Genomic DNA, 16437 nt, shown 5'->3' with positions numbered 1-16437 from the left:
ATCAAGGATTTCTTGACTTTTACCATGAATTTGGATATAACAAAACTATGACATCGAAAATTACCATTAAAGATATTGCGCGAGAAGCAGGCGTTTCTGTGGCGACGGTTTCTTACGTATTAAACCAGCGCGACGATCAAAAAATCAGCGAAGAAACCCGCAATAAGGTCCTTCATATTAGCAACCTTCTTAACTATACACCTAATCAAGCAGCCAGATCATTGGTGACACGTCAATCCAACAGTGTGGTTCTTTATTATAAATACGCTGATTCTATCCTAGCTAGAGCAGAACAACTGCATACTATCAACTGCCTTTCTCAGCGACTGCATGAACAGGATTATCAACTGGTCTGTCTCAATGAAGATAGCATTGAAAAATTTGATTGGGCTGATTTAATCTTGACTTTGGATATTGATAATGACAGCTTTTATAAGATTGGAAAACTTAATTTCAAACCTTTAATTGCTATTGACAGCTTCATCGATGATCCCCTCTTTTTTCAAATTAATACAGATTATGTGGCTCTCAAAGACCAGGCAGATCAGTTTTTCAATGGTGATACCTATAGTCTACTCACCTTGCCTATAAATAATCAAGAACGGTATGAGCATATCTCTTCTCTTTTTCCACAGCTACATATAGTTGATGATATGAGAGAACTAACTTACTTTGAAAAAGATAATCTTTTGCTGATTGATGAGAGTTTAAATCAATTCTTTGGCAACAAGCCACAGAACCTCTATTGTCCAAGCTTTCATTCCCAAAAAGGCCAAGTCATCTTAAATGCTATCGAATGGGCCAAGAAACGCCAGTCCGATAAAAATCACAACCTTCTGGTGTAATAGCAGAAAGTTAGTCTATATCTGACCACCCTTTTTAAGAAAAACCCTTTCCCCTCGTCTGGAGGAGAAAGGGTTTTTATGTTAAGGATCAACTCATACCTTCAAATCGTCTCTAAAATGCGTTTTATAAAATACCACAGTCAGCATCAGTAAGGTTCCAAACACTTGGCAATTCATGACTAAGATCGGGTCCTGGATAAAAAAACTCAGTAGGATAGCTAGCAAACTTGGCCAAGCCAAACAATTAACCATCAATCCAAGACCTTCTGAAAAGCTTCGAATCATAAACAAGCGTGATTGTTTTGTCAGAGCCAAGAAGAAAGCACCCAGACCAATCACAATAACAGTTCCCACATAGACCATGAGGACAAAACTAAGCAAAAGAAAAGCAAGTACACTGGCTTTGTTACTGTCATACCATTGCTGGTTGACAAAGGCCCTAACTGCTTTGGCTGTCGTCAACGTGACCAATGACTGGTCCTTACCTCTAACTTGTGCTCTCAGTTCCTTGCCTTTTGGCTCAATAAACCGCCACTCATTGTGAGTAACAATAATTTGTCTGGTTGATTCTGCTGTTAATTTTTCTAAGTCTCTCTTTGTCGGTAAAACAGCTAGCACTAATTCGCCATCTCGACAAATGAGAGATGGACCCTGAAACGTATTTTCCTCAATTTTGCCTTGCGTCAATGCGTGATAAGTCTTGTCCGTGATGGGAGCCAAACTCTTAGCCACAATCCGCTCTAAGGGATACGTTGGCATGCGAGCATAGTGTAAAGTGACCGGAATCATCATTAAGGCATTCAAAAAAACAATGATCAGAAGGTTTTGCCACCAAGAAAACTCACCTCGACTGGCAAACATTGCCTTAGGAGATCGGCAATGCGAGATGTAAGAAATAGGAAATTGCTTTTTATCTGGCATTAAAAATACTCCTTGTCAACTTAGCCCTTGGTGCCACCACTGGTTAAACCTGAAACAAAATTCTTTTGTAAGAAGAAAAAGAGAACTGAAATAGGCACTGCAATCAAAATAGCTCCCGCAGCAAACAAGGTTACCTTGGGATTTCTAGCATCATTGGTGATAAAAGACTGCAGACCAACTGCTACCGTATATTTTTCTTGAGCGCGTAACAAGAATTTAGCCAACATAAAATCCCCAAAAGGCCCCATAAAAGCCCATAAAGATTGCACTGCAATCATCGGTCGTACAAGGGGAAGGACAATCTGATAAAAAGTTCTAAAATGTCCAGAACCATCCAACTTAGCAGATTCGTCTAAATCATAAGGAACTGTGTCAAAATAGCCCTTCATCAACCAGGCATTCATCGGAATACCACCACCCACGTAAATCAAAATCAAAAACCAATACTGATTTAAAGCATTAAATAGCCAGGCCATGACAAAGTAAGCCGTTAAAGCCGCCATCGTAGGAACCATTTGGACGACTAAGAAAAAAACCAAACTTTTTTTGCGGCCAAAGAAATGGTAACGGCTATACGCATAGCCTGTTAAGGTAATGACGGCTACCTGAATCAGCATCGTAAAGAAGGCCACAATTAAGGTATTCCAATACCACCGCAAATATAAGGTATCTTGAAAGAGCGTCCTAAAGTTAGCCAAGGTCCACGGCCCGTTAAAATGAAAGCTAAAGGCTGTTGTATTTCCTGGTCGAAAAGCTGAGCTGACCGTTACTAGTATTGGAAATAAAATCACGATAGCTAAAGATATTAGATAGATATAAGTTAATAATTGGGCTAAAAAACGTTTGTGTTTCATTGACATTGCAACATAAGTCTTTCTCACTATCTCTCCTCCATATCAAAAGCTTTAAATTTCCTAAAGGTAATCAAAGACACTGAAATCACTATTACAGAAATGATTAAGGTCACTGCTGATGCCATTGAAAATTGTGGTGACGTCTGTGTAGTTAATTTATAAATCCAAGAAATCAGTATGTCGGTTGTCCCAGCTCCGCCTCCAACAGTACCAGGTCCCCCATTATTAAAAAGGTAAATAATAGAGAAGTTGTTGAAGTTAAAGGTATATTGTGAAATAAGGGTTGGAGCTGCAACTGCAAAAATCATAGGTAGCGTAATATGACGGAATTTCTGCAAGACGGTCGCACCATCAACTGTTGCTGCTTCGTACAAATCAGCTGGAATGGCCTGCAAAATGCCTGATACCAAAATGTAGATATAGGGAAATCCTAGCCAACCTTGCACCATAATCACAGCTACCTTTGTCCAAAAAGGATTTGTCTTCCAAGGCACAATGCCAAAATCAACAAAAGGAAGGAATTTCTCGATGAAAGGTAGAACTTGAACATTCATGGCTCCAATAGAATCATTAAAAAAATTACCAAAGCTCATAATAGAGATAAAGGCTGGAACTGCCCACGGTAATAAGAATATCACACCAAAGAGGCGTTTTCCTCTAATAAACGACTGATTAGCAATAACAGCCGTGGCAATGCCAATAATAATCTGAAGACTTGTCGCTGCTAGGGTCCAGATCAGCGTCCATGACAAAACAGACGTAAAAGCTGTTTTGAAGGTGCTTAATTCTAAGATATTAAGGAAGTTTTTCAAGCCCACCCAATCCAATAAGCGATAAGGAGGGATATGCCTAAAATCGTAATTGGTAAAGGCAATTAATAAGGTCACCAAAACCGGAAAAATAATCGCGAAAGCCATGGCCAAATAGGCAGGAATAATGAGCAAGTAGGGAAAGCCCTTTTCATAAATAACCTCAAGGGTCTCCTTGGCTGTTACAGGAACCTTTTTACCTTCATTTTGTTGTCGAGTAACTAACCTAGCATCCCTCATAGCAACCAAATGAAAAATGACAAATAAGGCTAAGATAACTAATTGCATAGCCCCTTTAATCAACATGAACAAAGAGTGATCTTGCATGGGGACACTTCCAAGACTGTAAAGACCTGCTAAAGCAGGAATTCCCCAAAACACCATTTCTAACAATTCCAGCAAAAAAATAAGGAGCAAGACCACGCCTTTAACGGTTTGCTTATTATATAATTGTCCCAAACCTGGGATAAGAGATAGCCACATAGCTAGATGGGGCTTTCGCTGTCTTTGGTTATCTACCATTTTTTATTCCTCTTTCCATAAATGATTTAAGGCTATCCTCCTGATTGTACTAACCACTTTTTAAGTTGGCTAGTTTATTTTTTGATGGTAATGGTTTGTGCTTCATGGCCTATCTTTATAGTATAAGTCTCAGGACTTGTCCACAAGACATTACCAGCACCATCTTTTTTAACAAGTTTGACTGCTATTTCTTTATTGATTGGTAAGTTAACATCAAAGAACCAGTTTGGATACTTGGCAATGGTCTGAGTATTATTAAATAGAGGACCAACAGCATTTTTGGCATCATTTGCTCCCATTTCAAAAACATCACCCATGAGATATAGTTGTTCTCCTAGTTTTGTCTCAAAGTTATTGACTAATAAACGAACAGGAACTTGTTTATCAGTCAAAACTTCAAAGGCTTGATAACTATTGCTGGTTTGCTTATCAGCAGTTGTCACTGAAATATTATAATAATTAGCTGACACCGTTGGTACTTTTAAAGTGATAAGAGTATCTGACCAAGAAAGGATTTCAGCAGAGGTTTCTCCAAAGGTTACTTGACCTTTAGTATTACCAAAACCTTGACCTGAAATAGTAATCGTATTTCCAGGAATACCAACTGAGGCATCAACATCTCCAAGTTGAGGCGCTTTGTCTTCGCCTTCATAAGTCCATACTGCGACTTGACCAGCTCCCAGTTCAAAGCTATTAATAGTACCATCCATTCCAACTGTTAATTCTTGACCACCAAGCAGACCTTCTAATTTGTCCTTGTATTTATGTTCAGGCAAGGCTGTTTTAGCGTTAGTAATTGTATAACCATTGGTTTGATCTCTATTAATAGCTACTAGAGCGACATCATTACCAAATTTACGCTCAAATACCAAAACATGATCATTTATCCAACGTTGTTCAGTTGTCCCATAAGCTAAAGCTTGATTTTGTTTTCTTAAAGGAGCTAGTTTACTGATTACTTTGTAGGCTTGTGACTCTTTATTAAAACTTGGCATATCACCACGATTATCAGGATCTTTATCACCTGTTGCATACTGCTCTGTGCCATAATAAATATTAGGTACACCTCTAGACGTTAAAAGCAAGACATAAGCTTGATTAACAGCGGTTTGATTACTAGCCACTTTTGTTGCGAAGCGTTCCATGTCATGATTATCAATAAAGATCACCTGATCCGTCACTTCATTAGTCACGTAATCTCTATTCTCAAGAACCCTATAAAAATCTCGCATAGTAAATGTTGAAAAACCTGTATATAACCGTCTAACAGCCTCGGCAAATCTAAAATCTAAAAGCCCCATCCCGCTATTGTTAGCAAATGTCGTCATATCGTAATCATCATCGGTATGTCCTGAAAACCATTCCCCAAAAGTAAAAATATTATGCTTTTCATAGATATGGCTCAACCAATTTTTTTGCCAACCTTGTGACATATGCTTAACAGCGTCAACTCGAATGCCATCAATACCCATGTCTAACCATTTATCAATAGCTTCTTTCATGTACTGATCAACCTTTGGATTGATGTTATTTAAATCAGCTAGTCCATACATTGAATGGTAAATAGAATTTTCATATGTGCTAAAATTAGTCCAAGACTCGTGATTGAAAATCTTATCCTTATCGTCTGAAAATTTACCAACCAATTCACCATTTTTATATAAAGCGCCATCTTCTGGGAAAATTGTTCCTTCTTTTTCGGCCGTGGACGTATGATTAGGAGCAAAATCAATAACAACTTTAATATGGTGCTGATGAGCCACTTGAACTAATTGTTGAAAATCTGCCTCAGTGCCAAAATGCTGGTTCGTTTTAAAGAAGTCCTTAGCCCAATACCCATGATATGCAGCACTACCATTAGAAGGATCAACACTATCGATATTTTCAACAGGAGAAGAAATCCAAATAGCAGAGATTCCCATATCCGTCAGATAACCATCCTCAATCTTAGCGATAATTCCTTGCCAATCGCCTCCATGATATTTTTTAAGGTTATTTTTATCAAAAACATCAGCGTTACCATTATTGGAGGCATTACCATCGTTAAAACGATCCGTTACAATCTGGTAAATTGTGTCTGTCGAAAAATCTGCTTTGTTGGTGACAGAAGCATTATCAGCAGCAAAAACAGTTAGTGGAAATGAGATTAAGCCAATTAAAATAGCACTTTTGGTTAACAACTTATAAGATTTGAGATTCTTTTTTTTCATCACTTTTTCCTTTTCAAATGTTTCAAATAGCCTTCTGGTCACTTATCACTACAAAGCCCCCTGGAAGCAATTGGGCACGCTCTTTGTCCACCTTATTACCAGTTAACACTTGCCCCTTTTCCTTAATAGGATAAGCAGCCTCCCCATTGTTAAAAACAAGCGTAATGATTTGTTCACCTAAGCTGCGCTGTAGAATGAAGCAATCTCCGTCATGAGCAATGCTGATTGCTCCTTCTTGAAGAGCCGGCTGCTGACGAAGAGTGATGATTTCCTTCACCTTATTGAAGAAGACTTTGTCCCACCCAGCGTCATTCCACGGAAAACCTCGCCGCGAATCTGGGTCGTAACCTCCTTTCATGGCTACCTCTGTCCCATAATACAGGCAAGGCATCCCTATAAACGTAAAAAGTAATGCTAAAGCAGCCAGAAGTTTGCCTTTTGACCCCTTAACTTGAGTGAAAAAACGATGTGTATCATGAGAATCCAAGAGATTTAAATTCATGCGATTGACTTGCCAAGTGTTTCGCATCAAGATATGACTTAATTTTTCAGCCAATTGCTTTGACGTCATGGTTTCAAAAGCAAAATAATCTAAACATGCTTTGGTGAAAGCATAATTCATGATTCCATCATATTGGTCCCCTGCCAAATAAGGATAGGCATCATGCCAGTTCTCACCAATCAAAATGGCATCTACTTTTTCAGCTTTAATGACTTGGCGAAAACGTCGCCAAAAATCATGAGACACTTCATCAGAAACGTCTAAGCGCCACCCATCAATATCAAATTCCCTAATCCAGTATCGTCCAATCTCAATCAGATAGTCTTGAACATCTCTGTTTGAGGTGTTCCACTTTGGCATATAGTCACATCCGGCAAAGGTCTCGTAGTTAATCAGCTCCATTGATGGGTAATCATCATGGAGCATAAACCAATCAAAAAATTTAGACTTCTTGCCATATCGCAAAACATCTTGAAATTCAATCGTATCACTGCTGGCATGATTAAAGACAGCGTCTAGGATAATCTTGATTCCCATTTGATGGGCCAAATCAATCAACTCTTGCAAATCGTGCTTACTACCAAATTGAGGGTCAATAGCATAGTAATCACTAATATCATATTTATGATTACTAATGGACTGGAAAATCGGGGTTAAGTAAATCACAGTAATCCCTAGATCCTTGAGATAATGTAACTTGTCTGTAATCCCCTTTAAATCTCCACCAGCAAAACTTTTAGGAGTTGGTTTCTCTAACCAATCCATGTTGACATAACTGTCATCTTTTTTCCAATCCCCACGATTAAAACGATCAACAAAAATTTGGTAAAAGACCGCGTCTTTTGTCCAAGGAATGACCTGATGAACGTCTACTGCATTAATATAAGGCATTTGAAAGAAATTATAAAAACCATTCGAAAAATCATAGCTAGTGGTTAAGCCATCCTCACTAAAATAATAGATCTGACCTTCTTCCTCAATTTTAAAAATATAAGCTAACCTTACGTCATCAAGCGTTAAAGTCGTTTCATAATAAGCATGTGCCTGATCTAGGTAAGCCACTGACATTTCCAATTCTTCTTGGAAGTCATGGTAACCATATTTTGGACCATACACCAAACTAACGGTTATATCTGCATCTTCTTTAGCGACACGTAATCGGATGACAAGTTCTTTTTGAGATAAGGCAAAGCAATATCTCGAATCAGGAATATGTAGCATTCCGGCAATATTCATTTCTACCTCCATTAAGTAGTCCTTCTTTAGTCACCCTTAGCTAATCGGCAAAAAGAGGCAAACTAAAATTACTCTTACTTGTTTTGTCCACTTCTTGTTTAACGTTACCAGCATTAAACTTAAAATAGAAGCTGGGTGCATTTCTTTGTCCCAGCCTCCCTTTTTCTACTTTATTCCGCGTATTTTTGTTCAATCGTTACCTTAATCGCCTTAGCTGCCTCTTTGGCTGCTTTAGAAGCTCCTTTCTTACCAGAAGCTACATTAAAGAACATATTGGCACCAGGCTCCCAAACTTCTGCCATTTCTGGAATATTTGGCATTGGTTGTGCACTCTCAAACTGACTAACCACAGCTTTTGTTAATTCGTTTCCTTCTTCTGACGCATAATGCCGAGCTGTTAAGTTAGCTGGAATTTCTTGCGTTTTATCATAGAATCGTTTTTGATTTTCCGTATTTGTCACATAGTCAAGGAATTTTTGAGCAGCTGTTTTTCCTTTAGAATAATTGGAAATAACCCAGGCTTTACCACCAGCAAAAGGTTGGTATTTCTTACCATTGATTAATGTCGGAATCTCTGTTACACCAAAGTTAACTCCTGCCTTTTTAAATGAACTTGCTGCCCATGGGCCGTCAACAATAACTCCAGCTTTTTTAGAGGTGAATTGCTCTGTAATAAAGTCACCGGCTTTTTTAGTGTCTTGCATTCCTTGCGGCCAGGTATTGTACCACTGTTTTGCGTAGTTTAAACCTTCCACAGTTCCAGAATTTCCAAGACCAAGGTCGCTTGGCTTAGTTCCATTATCACCAAAGACATAACTGCCGTAACCAGCAATCAACCCATAACCATAATAAAAATCTGTCCACTTGGCCAAAAAACCAACGGCTTTACCTGACTCAGAAGCAAAGGCAAATTTTGGATCTTTTTGCAAGCTTTCTAATTCAGCAAACGTTTTTGGAGCATCTGCCACCAAATCTTTATTATAATAAGCCACCAACGTTTCAATCACATCTGGTGCACCATAAGTCTTACCGTTAATAGTTACTAATTTCTTAACCGTATCATCAAACTCTTTACTATTAGCCAAGGCTACCTCAGCAATTTGACCTTCAGATCCAAGACCACCCACGCGGTCATAGGGGGCTAAAAAGACATCTGGCGAGGCCCCTGTTGGACCATCTGTTGATAACTTATCAAGTGTATCCATCATGCCTTCTTTTTTAACTTTGACGGTGATTTTATGTTCTTTTTCAAAGTCACCCTTAATGCTATTAATATAGTCAGCATACCCTTCATCAACAGAAACTACAATAGTCTTGCCATCTGCTTCTTTAGTTTTTTTAGCATCTTTAGTACCCCCACTCGTACAAGCAGTTAGTGTTAGCACTGGAGCCAATGATAATATTCCAATTACAGATGCTTTTGTCCAATTCCATGCCATAACATGTTCCTCCAAAATGTTTTTCCTTAATAACCAGTCACACAATCTATCTACTCTTGTCACATTAGCTGATAAATGGCTAACATAAGACGTCCAAAGTTAATAACTGTAGCCTTTAGTATTATATGACTTAAACGTTTAAGTTAATTTTATTTTATAGTAATCGCTTACAAATGTCAATATCTTTTAGCATTTTTCTAAAAACATTTAAATGATTCTTTTACCTCACCACTTCCACTTATGACTTAGTTCCTTTACCATGTTTTTATTCAGGTACTTCTTAATCTAAGAAAGACTTCTTACAACCATTTCAACCTATGAGCTGTTGCCTAACGCAAACCAAAAAACTCTATAATAGTCCTGTAGTGGGTGATTCCACAATGGCTATTATAGGGCTGTTTATAGCTATATAAAGTTAAATCCCCTCTGACTGATAATGAAAAGCACTCAGCATCAACATCAGACAAGTCTATCGTCTGCCACAAGTCATGGGATTGAAAGGTAGCAAGATTACTTTGAACATGCAAAAAAAGAAGACGTCTTTCGTCTCCTCTCGTGCTTAGCTAGTAGGCCACCCATTGCAGTTGATATAGAGTTCAAAAACCTCACTAAGATGATACTCCTAGCAAGGAAAGACTGTTGTTTGATTATCCATCGTTAGTCAGCGTGATTGCCTAGCTACCTGGCACACAGCTAATGTTTTTTGTTCTCTCTACCGCTACAGATAGCTGCAACAGATAAAAAGAATTAGCCAAGTCAGGCAAACAAAGCACTTGAAGGGGTTCCCCTTCTAGGTCATTGTCATTTTAAGGACGTTCTTGGCGGTAAAATTCTTGCAAGGCTTCTTGCCAGGTTGGAATAACAAAGCCAGTTGCTTTAGCCTTAGTCAAATTTAATGTTGAATTAAAGGGACGCTTAGCCTTAGCAGGAAATGCTGAAGAGTCTACTGGAACTACTTCGACTGCTGTATCTTTTAGGATTTCTTTTGCAAAGTCAAACCAAGTGGTATCTTCTTTAGCATCGTTAGACAAATGGTAATAACCAAAGGCCTTGTTGTTTTCAGCTAAATGACACATAAATTCCGCTAATGTGCGGGTCCAAGTCGGACGACCATGCTGATCATTGACAACTGTTAGGCGGTCATGAGTTTGGGCAAGGTTTTGCATGGTAAACACAAAATTTTTGCCATAATGACCAAAAACCCAGGCCGTACGAATAATGTAATAACTATCAAGATAATGTTCTACAGCTTCTTCGCCTAAACGCTTTGTCCGACCATACTCTGTTTGTGGATCAGGCTGATCTGTTTCTAGCCATTCTTCGCCAACTGGTTTATTGCCATCAAAAACATAGTCGGTTGAGATATACACCAAGGTGGCCTGATGTTTTTGACAAGCTTTAGCAACATTTTTTGTTCCAGTGACATTAATGGCATAGTCTAATGCTTTGCCTTCGTCTTCTGCTGCATCTACAGCCGTATATGCCGCACAGTGATAAACCAAGGTCGGTTTTACTTGCTCAAAAACCGATTCCACCTTGCTAAGGTCGGTAATATCCATTTCGGCAACATCAACAGCCACATAATCAACGGAGCGTTCATCTAGCAAGTGACGAAGTTCCGTTCCTAATTGTCCATTACTACCTGTAATTAATATCATAAAGTCTACCTATCCTTTCCTTCTTGCGGTTTTTGAAAGTTGGTTAATAACAATAAGGTCATGGCTATGGTTTCAACGACAGATTTGCGTCGTAATTTGAGGGAAAAAAGCAAAGCCAGTCGCTGAAAAAATGAGGCCTGATCCAGAGCAATAAACTGTTCAAAAAAAGTTTTTATCTGAGGTGCCATCTGTGCTTGACAATCCTGATATATCAATTGCGCTCGCTTGAAAGATGTGTCCATCATTTGCCAAAAAGTGGCGATGCCATACTGACGGCCATAGTTATTCAGAGACTCTGACTGTGCTTGCCGTCGCCACAAGGTAGTGCTAACAGGAATATAGACAACGTCACCTATTGCATAAGCCAAGGTGCCAAGATAGGAGTCATGGGCCCCAATTGGCTCAAACTGCCAGACCTTAGCTAAAGCATGGTTAATCATGATAGCCATTCCATTGATCTGGTTAAAAGCTATTTGCTCAGCTAGGACTGTTTTTTGGTCGTTTTCCTTGAGGAACGTTAGCTCTTCATCAACAGTTGTCCAAGTCGAATAGACCAATAACGGACGGTGAGCATCCTTGTTTTGACAAGCAGCTAAATAGACAGCTAGTTTGTCTGTTTTCCAAATATCATCAGCATCACACAGAACATAGAAATCCGCTGCTTCATACTTAACTAATTCGAAAAAAGTCCGATGTCCCCCAAGGTTTTTCCCTTTTCCTGGATTAATGAGACGAAACCGTGGATCCTGTGTGACAAATTCATCAATAATGGCCAGGGTTCCATCAGTTGATTGATCATCTCTAATGTTACAAATCCAATCAGAGTAGGTCTGCTTTTGAATACTTTCTAGCTGTGCACGCAAATGCTTTTCAGCATTAAAAGTGGCAAGACAAATAATCACTTTTTGAGGCATGTTGCTTCCTTTTTTCTACCCTCTATCTAATTCCCAATGCAATGCGGGCATAACGGCTCATTTTATCAGGAGACCAAACCGGGTACCAGACCAATTTGACCTCTACCTTGGTTACTTCTGGTACCGAACGCATAGCGTCATGAATCTGATCTGTCAATAAATCTGCCAAAGGGCAGCCCATCGTCGTCAAAGTCATATCAATTTCGGTATGGCCGTTGTCTTCAAAACGAATGTCATAAACCAGTCCCAAATTAATAATATCAATGCCTAACTCTGGATCAACAACCAGTTCGAGGACTTCCAGGATGCGATCTTTAATATGATTCACTTCCTCTAATGTATAGTTTGGATTTTCTGTCATTTGTTTCCTTTCGTTTTCATTCCAACGCCAAAGACTAGAGTCATGACTTCTTAAACAATCAATTCCAGGAGAAATAAAGGCTCCAGTCAGTCAAGACTAACAAGCTAGGTGGCCAAATCAAGCGATGAGGGCATAGAAAAATACCCCACCGAATCCCAGAATGATTTCCTCTCATCAAAGACAACTTATGCGGTATCATCCCTTTTTATTTACCAGGCGCCGACCTAAAACACCACACTTGGACCTCTTCGGCGCTTTCTAATTTCTTGGCGCCGACCTAAAACACCACACTGTGGTGTTTTAGTCCTCAATAAAGTCTCTTAATTGTTTGCTACGGCTTGGATGGCGTAATTTACGGAGGGCCTTGGCTTCGATCTGACGAATCCGCTCACGCGTTACATTAAAGACCTTACCGACGTCTTCTAAGGTACGCATTTTACCATCATCCAGGCCAAAACGTAGACGTAGGACGTTTTCCTCACGGTCAGTCAAAGTATCTAGGACTTCGTCCAATTGCTCGCGCAAAACAACCCGCGTAGTGTAGTCAACGGGATTTTCAATGACTTCATCTTCGATGAAATCACCCAAATGACTATCGTCTTCTTCTCCAATTGGTGTTTCCAAAGAAACCGGTTCTTGTGCAATCTTGAGGATTTCACGCACCTTATCTGGTGTCATCTCCATTCGCTCTGCAATTTGTTCTGGGGTTGGATCTTGACCAAGTTCTTGCAAGAGATTGCGTTGCTCACGCACTAATTTGTTGATCGTCTCAACCATGTGAACCGGTATCCGGATGGTTCTTGCCTGATCGGCAATAGCTCGCGTAATTGCTTGGCGAATCCACCAAGTGGCATAGGTGGAAAATTTAAAGCCTTTTGAGTAGTCAAACTTATCAACAGCCTTCATCAAACCCATATTACCTTCTTGAATCAGGTCCAAAAACTGCATACCCCGACCAACATAGCGTTTAGCAATTGACACGACCAGACGTAAGTTTGCTTCGGCTAGTCGTTGTTTAGCCTCTAGGTCACCTTGGGCTACTGCCACAGCCAGTTCTTTTTCTTCTTCACTTGTCAAGAGTGGCACAACACCAATTTCTTTGAGATACATCCGAACCGGATCGTTAACTTTGGCTGAATTACTACCCAGCAACTCCTCATCAGATAATTCCTCAGGTTTGGGCTCTTCAACAATATACTTGGCTGAAGGATTGCCATCTTTATCTGTAATCGAAATACCACCATCTGTTAAACGTTCTAATAAATCGTCAATTTGATCAGCATCCAGACTAAAAGGAACCACTAAGACTTTTGTAACTTCCTCATCAACTGCTGTTCCAGCTTTTTTGTGGTTGCGAATAAACTCGGCCACTTGAACATTATAGGTTGTAATTTCTTTTTCTTTTGCCATATTTTCCTCTATTCCATATTTCTTCGTTGCGCAATCAATTGTTCCAAGGTTTCTAATGCTAATGCATGGTTGCCATTGCTGCTTGATTCACGGATCTGTTTTCCTTGTTGTTGGATTTTTCGTTCCTGCAATAATCGCTGGCGCTTCAATAAGACCTCTTCGATTTCATTTGGTCCTATTTCTTTTGGCAGATTTTCTTCAAGCACACGGTAATAAGCCTGATTGATAGCCTCGGGCTGGTGGGACAAATCAACTGATGTAATCTCACCAGCTTCCTTTAACAGGTCAAACAAAACCTGAAATTCTGGCGTATCAAATTGGAAGTGATCTTTAAAGCGAAACTCATTTAAGATAACATCATTAGTCAGTAAGCGATGCAATAAATGTGTCTCTGTTTTGACCAAAGCCGACAAACGCTTTGATAAGGACAGATCAATCGTTACTAAAGCAGTCGGATCGTGGACGCCTTGCCTGTGCTTGCGATCTTGTAAACGTTGCTGATTAACAGCCTGCTCCACTTGGAAATAATCAAAATCTGGTAATAAATCAGCCAGCTTGTGGATATAAGTATTTTGAGCAGTGATTGAAGGACTTGCAGCAATAATCGGAGCTATCTTGTCCACATAAGCAATCTGTGCCTGCAAATTATCACTATTTTCTGGTTGCAATTGCTTCATCTGAAATTCAATATGGCTAATGCGGGATTGTTGCAACAACTGAGCAAATGCCTGTGCTGAATGCTTTTGAACAAATTCGTCTGGATCCAACTTGTTGGGAATTTGCACAATTTCTACATTGAAGTCTTTGAGCAATTCTAGGGACTTGGCTATAGCGTTTTGACCCGCCGCATCACCATCATAAACCATAACAATCGTTGAGGTTAAGGCCTTGAGGCGGCGAATGTGCTGTTCTGTAAGTGCCGTCCCCATCGAAGCGACAGCATTTTCAACACCTGCTTTATAGGCGGCAATAACATCCATAAAACCTTCCATGAGAAAAACTTCGTGGGTTTTAGTGATGACTGGCTTAGCCTTATCTAGATGATAGAGTTCATACGATTTATTAAACAGCTTGGTGGCGCGGCTATTCTTGTATTTGGCTTGCCCTGTTTCTTGGTCTTTTGATGTCCAAATTCGTCCGGAAAAAGCAATTGGCTGACCGTCTTCGTCTGACAAAGGAAACATAATACGATTGCAAAAGGCATCATAGATACGATTGTTTTGTTCAGAAACATTAAACAAGCCTGAGGCTAATAGGCTGTCTTCCTTGTATTTTTTGGATAAAGCTTGATAGAGATAATCGTTTTCTGCTGGGGCAAGACCGATTTGAAAATGCTTAATTAATTCATCTGTGAGCCCACGTTGGTAGAGATATTCACGCGCCGCTTGGCCATTTTTTGTGGTCAGTAAGACGGCCTGATAAAAAGAGACGGCGTCTCGATGAAGATCCAATAAATCTTGGTTGGGACGGACTTTTTTGGGTTGACCTTGAAAGATTGTTTTCTCAAGGGGAATCCCAGCTTTTTCAGCAACAATCTGCACACTTTCTAAAAATGGCACCTGCCGGTAATCTTCTATAAATTTAAAGACATCACCAGATTTTCCACAACCAAAGCAATGATAAAACTGTTTGTCTTCAATGACATTAAAGGAAGGCGTTTTCTCCTTATGGAAAGGACATAAACCTAAATAATGACGACCAGACCGGGTTAAGGGGACCACTTCTCCGATAATATCAACGATATTAACATCATGTTTTATCTGGGAAATTTTATCTTTGTCAATTGCCAAATCGTCGCCTCCCCATAGTAATCCCATTATAGTTTTATATTTCATTATAGCATGCCACCCTTTTTTTGTAAATTTAAAAGGACGAGTCGTATCGGTGGTCTAGGGGCCAAACTTATGATAAAATGGGCAAGAAAGGTTAGGAATTTTAGAATGATTAAAGAACTCAAAGCATTTTTATTCAAAGGTAATGTCCTTGACTTAGCAGTTGCCGTTGTCATTGGGGCCGCCTTCAAGGCCATTATTGACTCTCTAGTTGGAGATGTCATTACACCTTTGATTTTAAATCCCGTCTTAAAAGCTGCCGGGGTGCAAAATATTGCCCAATTGACATGGAACGGAATCAAATACGGTAACTTCTTAGCAGCTGTTATCAACTTCTTAATTATTGGTATGACTCTATTTTTCGTTGTAAAAGCAGCCAATAAAGTCATGAGCTTTAACAAAACTGAAGCAGAAACTGTTGAAGCGGCAGCACCAAGTCAAGAAGAACTCCTTATGGAGATTCGTGACCTACTCGCTCGCAAATAAGCATAAAAAAGGGCCCTGTGGCCTTTTTTGCTGCTCCAATGTCGCAGCTCCATTGTTACTTGATTGACAAAGGACAAAAAGGCCTCCTACGCAGTCAAGATATACACCCACTCAAACGTTTATGCTATCCTTGTTACAGAAAAAAACGGCAATGCTAGCAACCGACATTAAAAGCAGCCCCTGCAAGGTGACTGCTTTTTTGCTTGTGCGCTTAGAATTTTTTACGTTTGCGTGCTGCTTCTGATTTACGTTTACGTTTAACAGAAGGTTTTTCGTAGAATTCACGTTTACGTGATTCTTGAAGAGTACCAGCTTTAGTAACAGAACGTTTGAAGCGACGAAGTGCATCATCAAGTGATTCGTTTTTACGTACTACTGTTTTTGACATTAATTTCACCTCCTCAAGATAGCGTAACATTTTCACGTTCCTAACTATAT

The 16437-nt window shown here is 39.5% G+C and carries 14 protein-coding genes; 2 read left to right on the top strand and 12 right to left on the bottom strand.

Annotated elements, in window-relative coordinates:
- The first annotated feature begins 47 nt into the window (after positions 1-47).
- Positions 48-845 carry a LacI family DNA-binding transcriptional regulator gene (locus K5J94_RS06050; protein WP_221912630.1) on the top strand — a complete coding sequence of 266 codons (798 nt, stop codon included), beginning with the start codon at positions 48-50 and terminating at the stop codon, positions 843-845.
- A gap of 93 nt (positions 846-938) precedes the next feature.
- Here K5J94_RS06050 and K5J94_RS06045 read toward each other — a convergent pair whose 3' ends face one another.
- The 11 genes from K5J94_RS06045 to dnaG all read right to left on the bottom strand — a co-directional run bounded on the left by K5J94_RS06045 (position 939) and on the right by dnaG (position 15498).
- Positions 939-1766: a DUF1189 domain-containing protein gene (locus K5J94_RS06045; RefSeq protein ID WP_221912629.1), complete on the bottom strand. Its 828-nt coding sequence runs from the start codon at positions 1764-1766 to the stop codon at positions 939-941.
- Positions 1767-1786: 20 nt separating this feature from the next.
- On the bottom strand, positions 1787-2647 hold the full coding sequence (locus K5J94_RS06040) for a sugar ABC transporter permease (RefSeq protein ID WP_159544137.1): 861 nt from the start codon (positions 2645-2647) through the stop codon (positions 1787-1789).
- A complete protein-coding gene (locus K5J94_RS06035; RefSeq protein WP_221912628.1) occupies positions 2647-3951 on the bottom strand; it encodes a carbohydrate ABC transporter permease in 1305 nt (434 codons plus the stop codon). The genes K5J94_RS06040 and K5J94_RS06035 overlap by 1 nt, the downstream gene beginning before the upstream one ends.
- 74 nt (positions 3952-4025) lie before the next feature.
- Positions 4026-6161: an alpha-amylase family glycosyl hydrolase gene (locus tag K5J94_RS06030; protein WP_221912627.1), complete on the bottom strand. Its 2136-nt coding sequence runs from the start codon at positions 6159-6161 to the stop codon at positions 4026-4028.
- A 22-nt stretch (positions 6162-6183) separates the two neighbouring features.
- Positions 6184-7899, bottom strand: a complete 1716-nt coding sequence (locus K5J94_RS06025) for a glycoside hydrolase family 13 protein (protein ID WP_221912626.1) — start codon at positions 7897-7899, stop codon at positions 6184-6186.
- Positions 7900-8069: 170 nt separating this feature from the next.
- A complete protein-coding gene (locus K5J94_RS06020; protein ID WP_159564595.1) occupies positions 8070-9338 on the bottom strand; it encodes an extracellular solute-binding protein in 1269 nt (422 codons plus the stop codon).
- Positions 9339-10144: 806 nt separating this feature from the next.
- Positions 10145-10996 carry a dTDP-4-dehydrorhamnose reductase gene (rfbD, locus tag K5J94_RS06015; protein ID WP_159549029.1) on the bottom strand — a complete coding sequence of 284 codons (852 nt, stop codon included), beginning with the start codon at positions 10994-10996 and terminating at the stop codon, positions 10145-10147.
- Between the two features lie 5 nt (positions 10997-11001).
- A complete protein-coding gene (locus K5J94_RS06010) occupies positions 11002-11910 on the bottom strand; it encodes a glycosyltransferase (RefSeq protein WP_221912625.1) in 909 nt (302 codons plus the stop codon).
- A gap of 22 nt (positions 11911-11932) precedes the next feature.
- Entirely contained in the window at positions 11933-12271 is a 339-nt protein-coding gene (locus tag K5J94_RS06005; protein ID WP_221912624.1) for a metal-sulfur cluster assembly factor, read from the bottom strand.
- Positions 12272-12571: 300 nt separating this feature from the next.
- On the bottom strand, positions 12572-13681 hold the full coding sequence (gene rpoD / locus K5J94_RS06000) for an RNA polymerase sigma factor RpoD (protein ID WP_159544151.1): 1110 nt from the start codon (positions 13679-13681) through the stop codon (positions 12572-12574).
- An 8-nt stretch (positions 13682-13689) separates the two neighbouring features.
- The gene (gene dnaG, locus K5J94_RS05995) at positions 13690-15498 is read right to left on the bottom strand and encodes a DNA primase (RefSeq protein ID WP_221913788.1); all 1809 of its coding nucleotides are present in this window, start codon (positions 15496-15498) and stop codon (positions 13690-13692) included.
- Positions 15499-15621: 123 nt separating this feature from the next.
- Here dnaG and mscL point away from each other — a divergent pair, with 123 nt between their 5' ends.
- A complete protein-coding gene (gene mscL, locus K5J94_RS05990; protein WP_159564593.1) occupies positions 15622-15999 on the top strand; it encodes a large conductance mechanosensitive channel protein MscL in 378 nt (125 codons plus the stop codon).
- Between the two features lie 211 nt (positions 16000-16210).
- Here mscL and rpsU read toward each other — a convergent pair whose 3' ends face one another.
- The gene (gene rpsU, locus K5J94_RS05985; RefSeq protein ID WP_000048058.1) at positions 16211-16387 is read right to left on the bottom strand and encodes a 30S ribosomal protein S21; all 177 of its coding nucleotides are present in this window, start codon (positions 16385-16387) and stop codon (positions 16211-16213) included.
- Positions 16388-16437: the final 50 nt, after the last annotated feature.

The organism is Streptococcus halichoeri (genome assembly GCF_019774635.1).
GTDB classification, from domain to species: domain Bacteria; phylum Bacillota; class Bacilli; order Lactobacillales; family Streptococcaceae; genus Streptococcus; species Streptococcus halichoeri.
The sequence above is the reverse complement of the archived record's forward strand: the minus strand, read 5'-3'. Positions and strand labels throughout refer to the sequence as shown.

Excerpts from the sequence above, each read along its gene's own strand:
- K5J94_RS06025 (WP_221912626.1), bottom strand. The coding sequence starts at position 7,899 with ATGAATATTGCCGGAATGCTACATATTCCTGATTCGAGATATTGCTTT.
- mscL (WP_159564593.1), top strand. The coding sequence starts at position 15,622 with ATGATTAAAGAACTCAAAGCATTTTTATTCAAAGGTAATGTCCTTGAC.
- K5J94_RS06010 (WP_221912625.1), bottom strand. The coding sequence starts at position 11,910 with ATGCCTCAAAAAGTGATTATTTGTCTTGCCACTTTTAATGCTGAAAAG.
- K5J94_RS06035 (WP_221912628.1), bottom strand. The coding sequence starts at position 3,951 with ATGGTAGATAACCAAAGACAGCGAAAGCCCCATCTAGCTATGTGGCTA.
- rpsU (WP_000048058.1), bottom strand. The coding sequence starts at position 16,387 with ATGTCAAAAACAGTAGTACGTAAAAACGAATCACTTGATGATGCACTT.
- K5J94_RS06005 (WP_221912624.1), bottom strand. The coding sequence starts at position 12,271 with ATGACAGAAAATCCAAACTATACATTAGAGGAAGTGAATCATATTAAA.
- K5J94_RS06045 (WP_221912629.1), bottom strand. The coding sequence starts at position 1,766 with ATGCCAGATAAAAAGCAATTTCCTATTTCTTACATCTCGCATTGCCGA.
- K5J94_RS06030 (WP_221912627.1), bottom strand. The coding sequence starts at position 6,161 with ATGAAAAAAAAGAATCTCAAATCTTATAAGTTGTTAACCAAAAGTGCT.
- K5J94_RS06050 (WP_221912630.1), top strand. The coding sequence starts at position 48 with ATGACATCGAAAATTACCATTAAAGATATTGCGCGAGAAGCAGGCGTT.
- dnaG (WP_221913788.1), bottom strand. The coding sequence starts at position 15,498 with ATGGGATTACTATGGGGAGGCGACGATTTGGCAATTGACAAAGATAAA.
- rpoD (WP_159544151.1), bottom strand. The coding sequence starts at position 13,681 with ATGGCAAAAGAAAAAGAAATTACAACCTATAATGTTCAAGTGGCCGAG.
- rfbD (WP_159549029.1), bottom strand. The coding sequence starts at position 10,996 with ATGATATTAATTACAGGTAGTAATGGACAATTAGGAACGGAACTTCGT.
- K5J94_RS06020 (WP_159564595.1), bottom strand. The coding sequence starts at position 9,338 with ATGGCATGGAATTGGACAAAAGCATCTGTAATTGGAATATTATCATTG.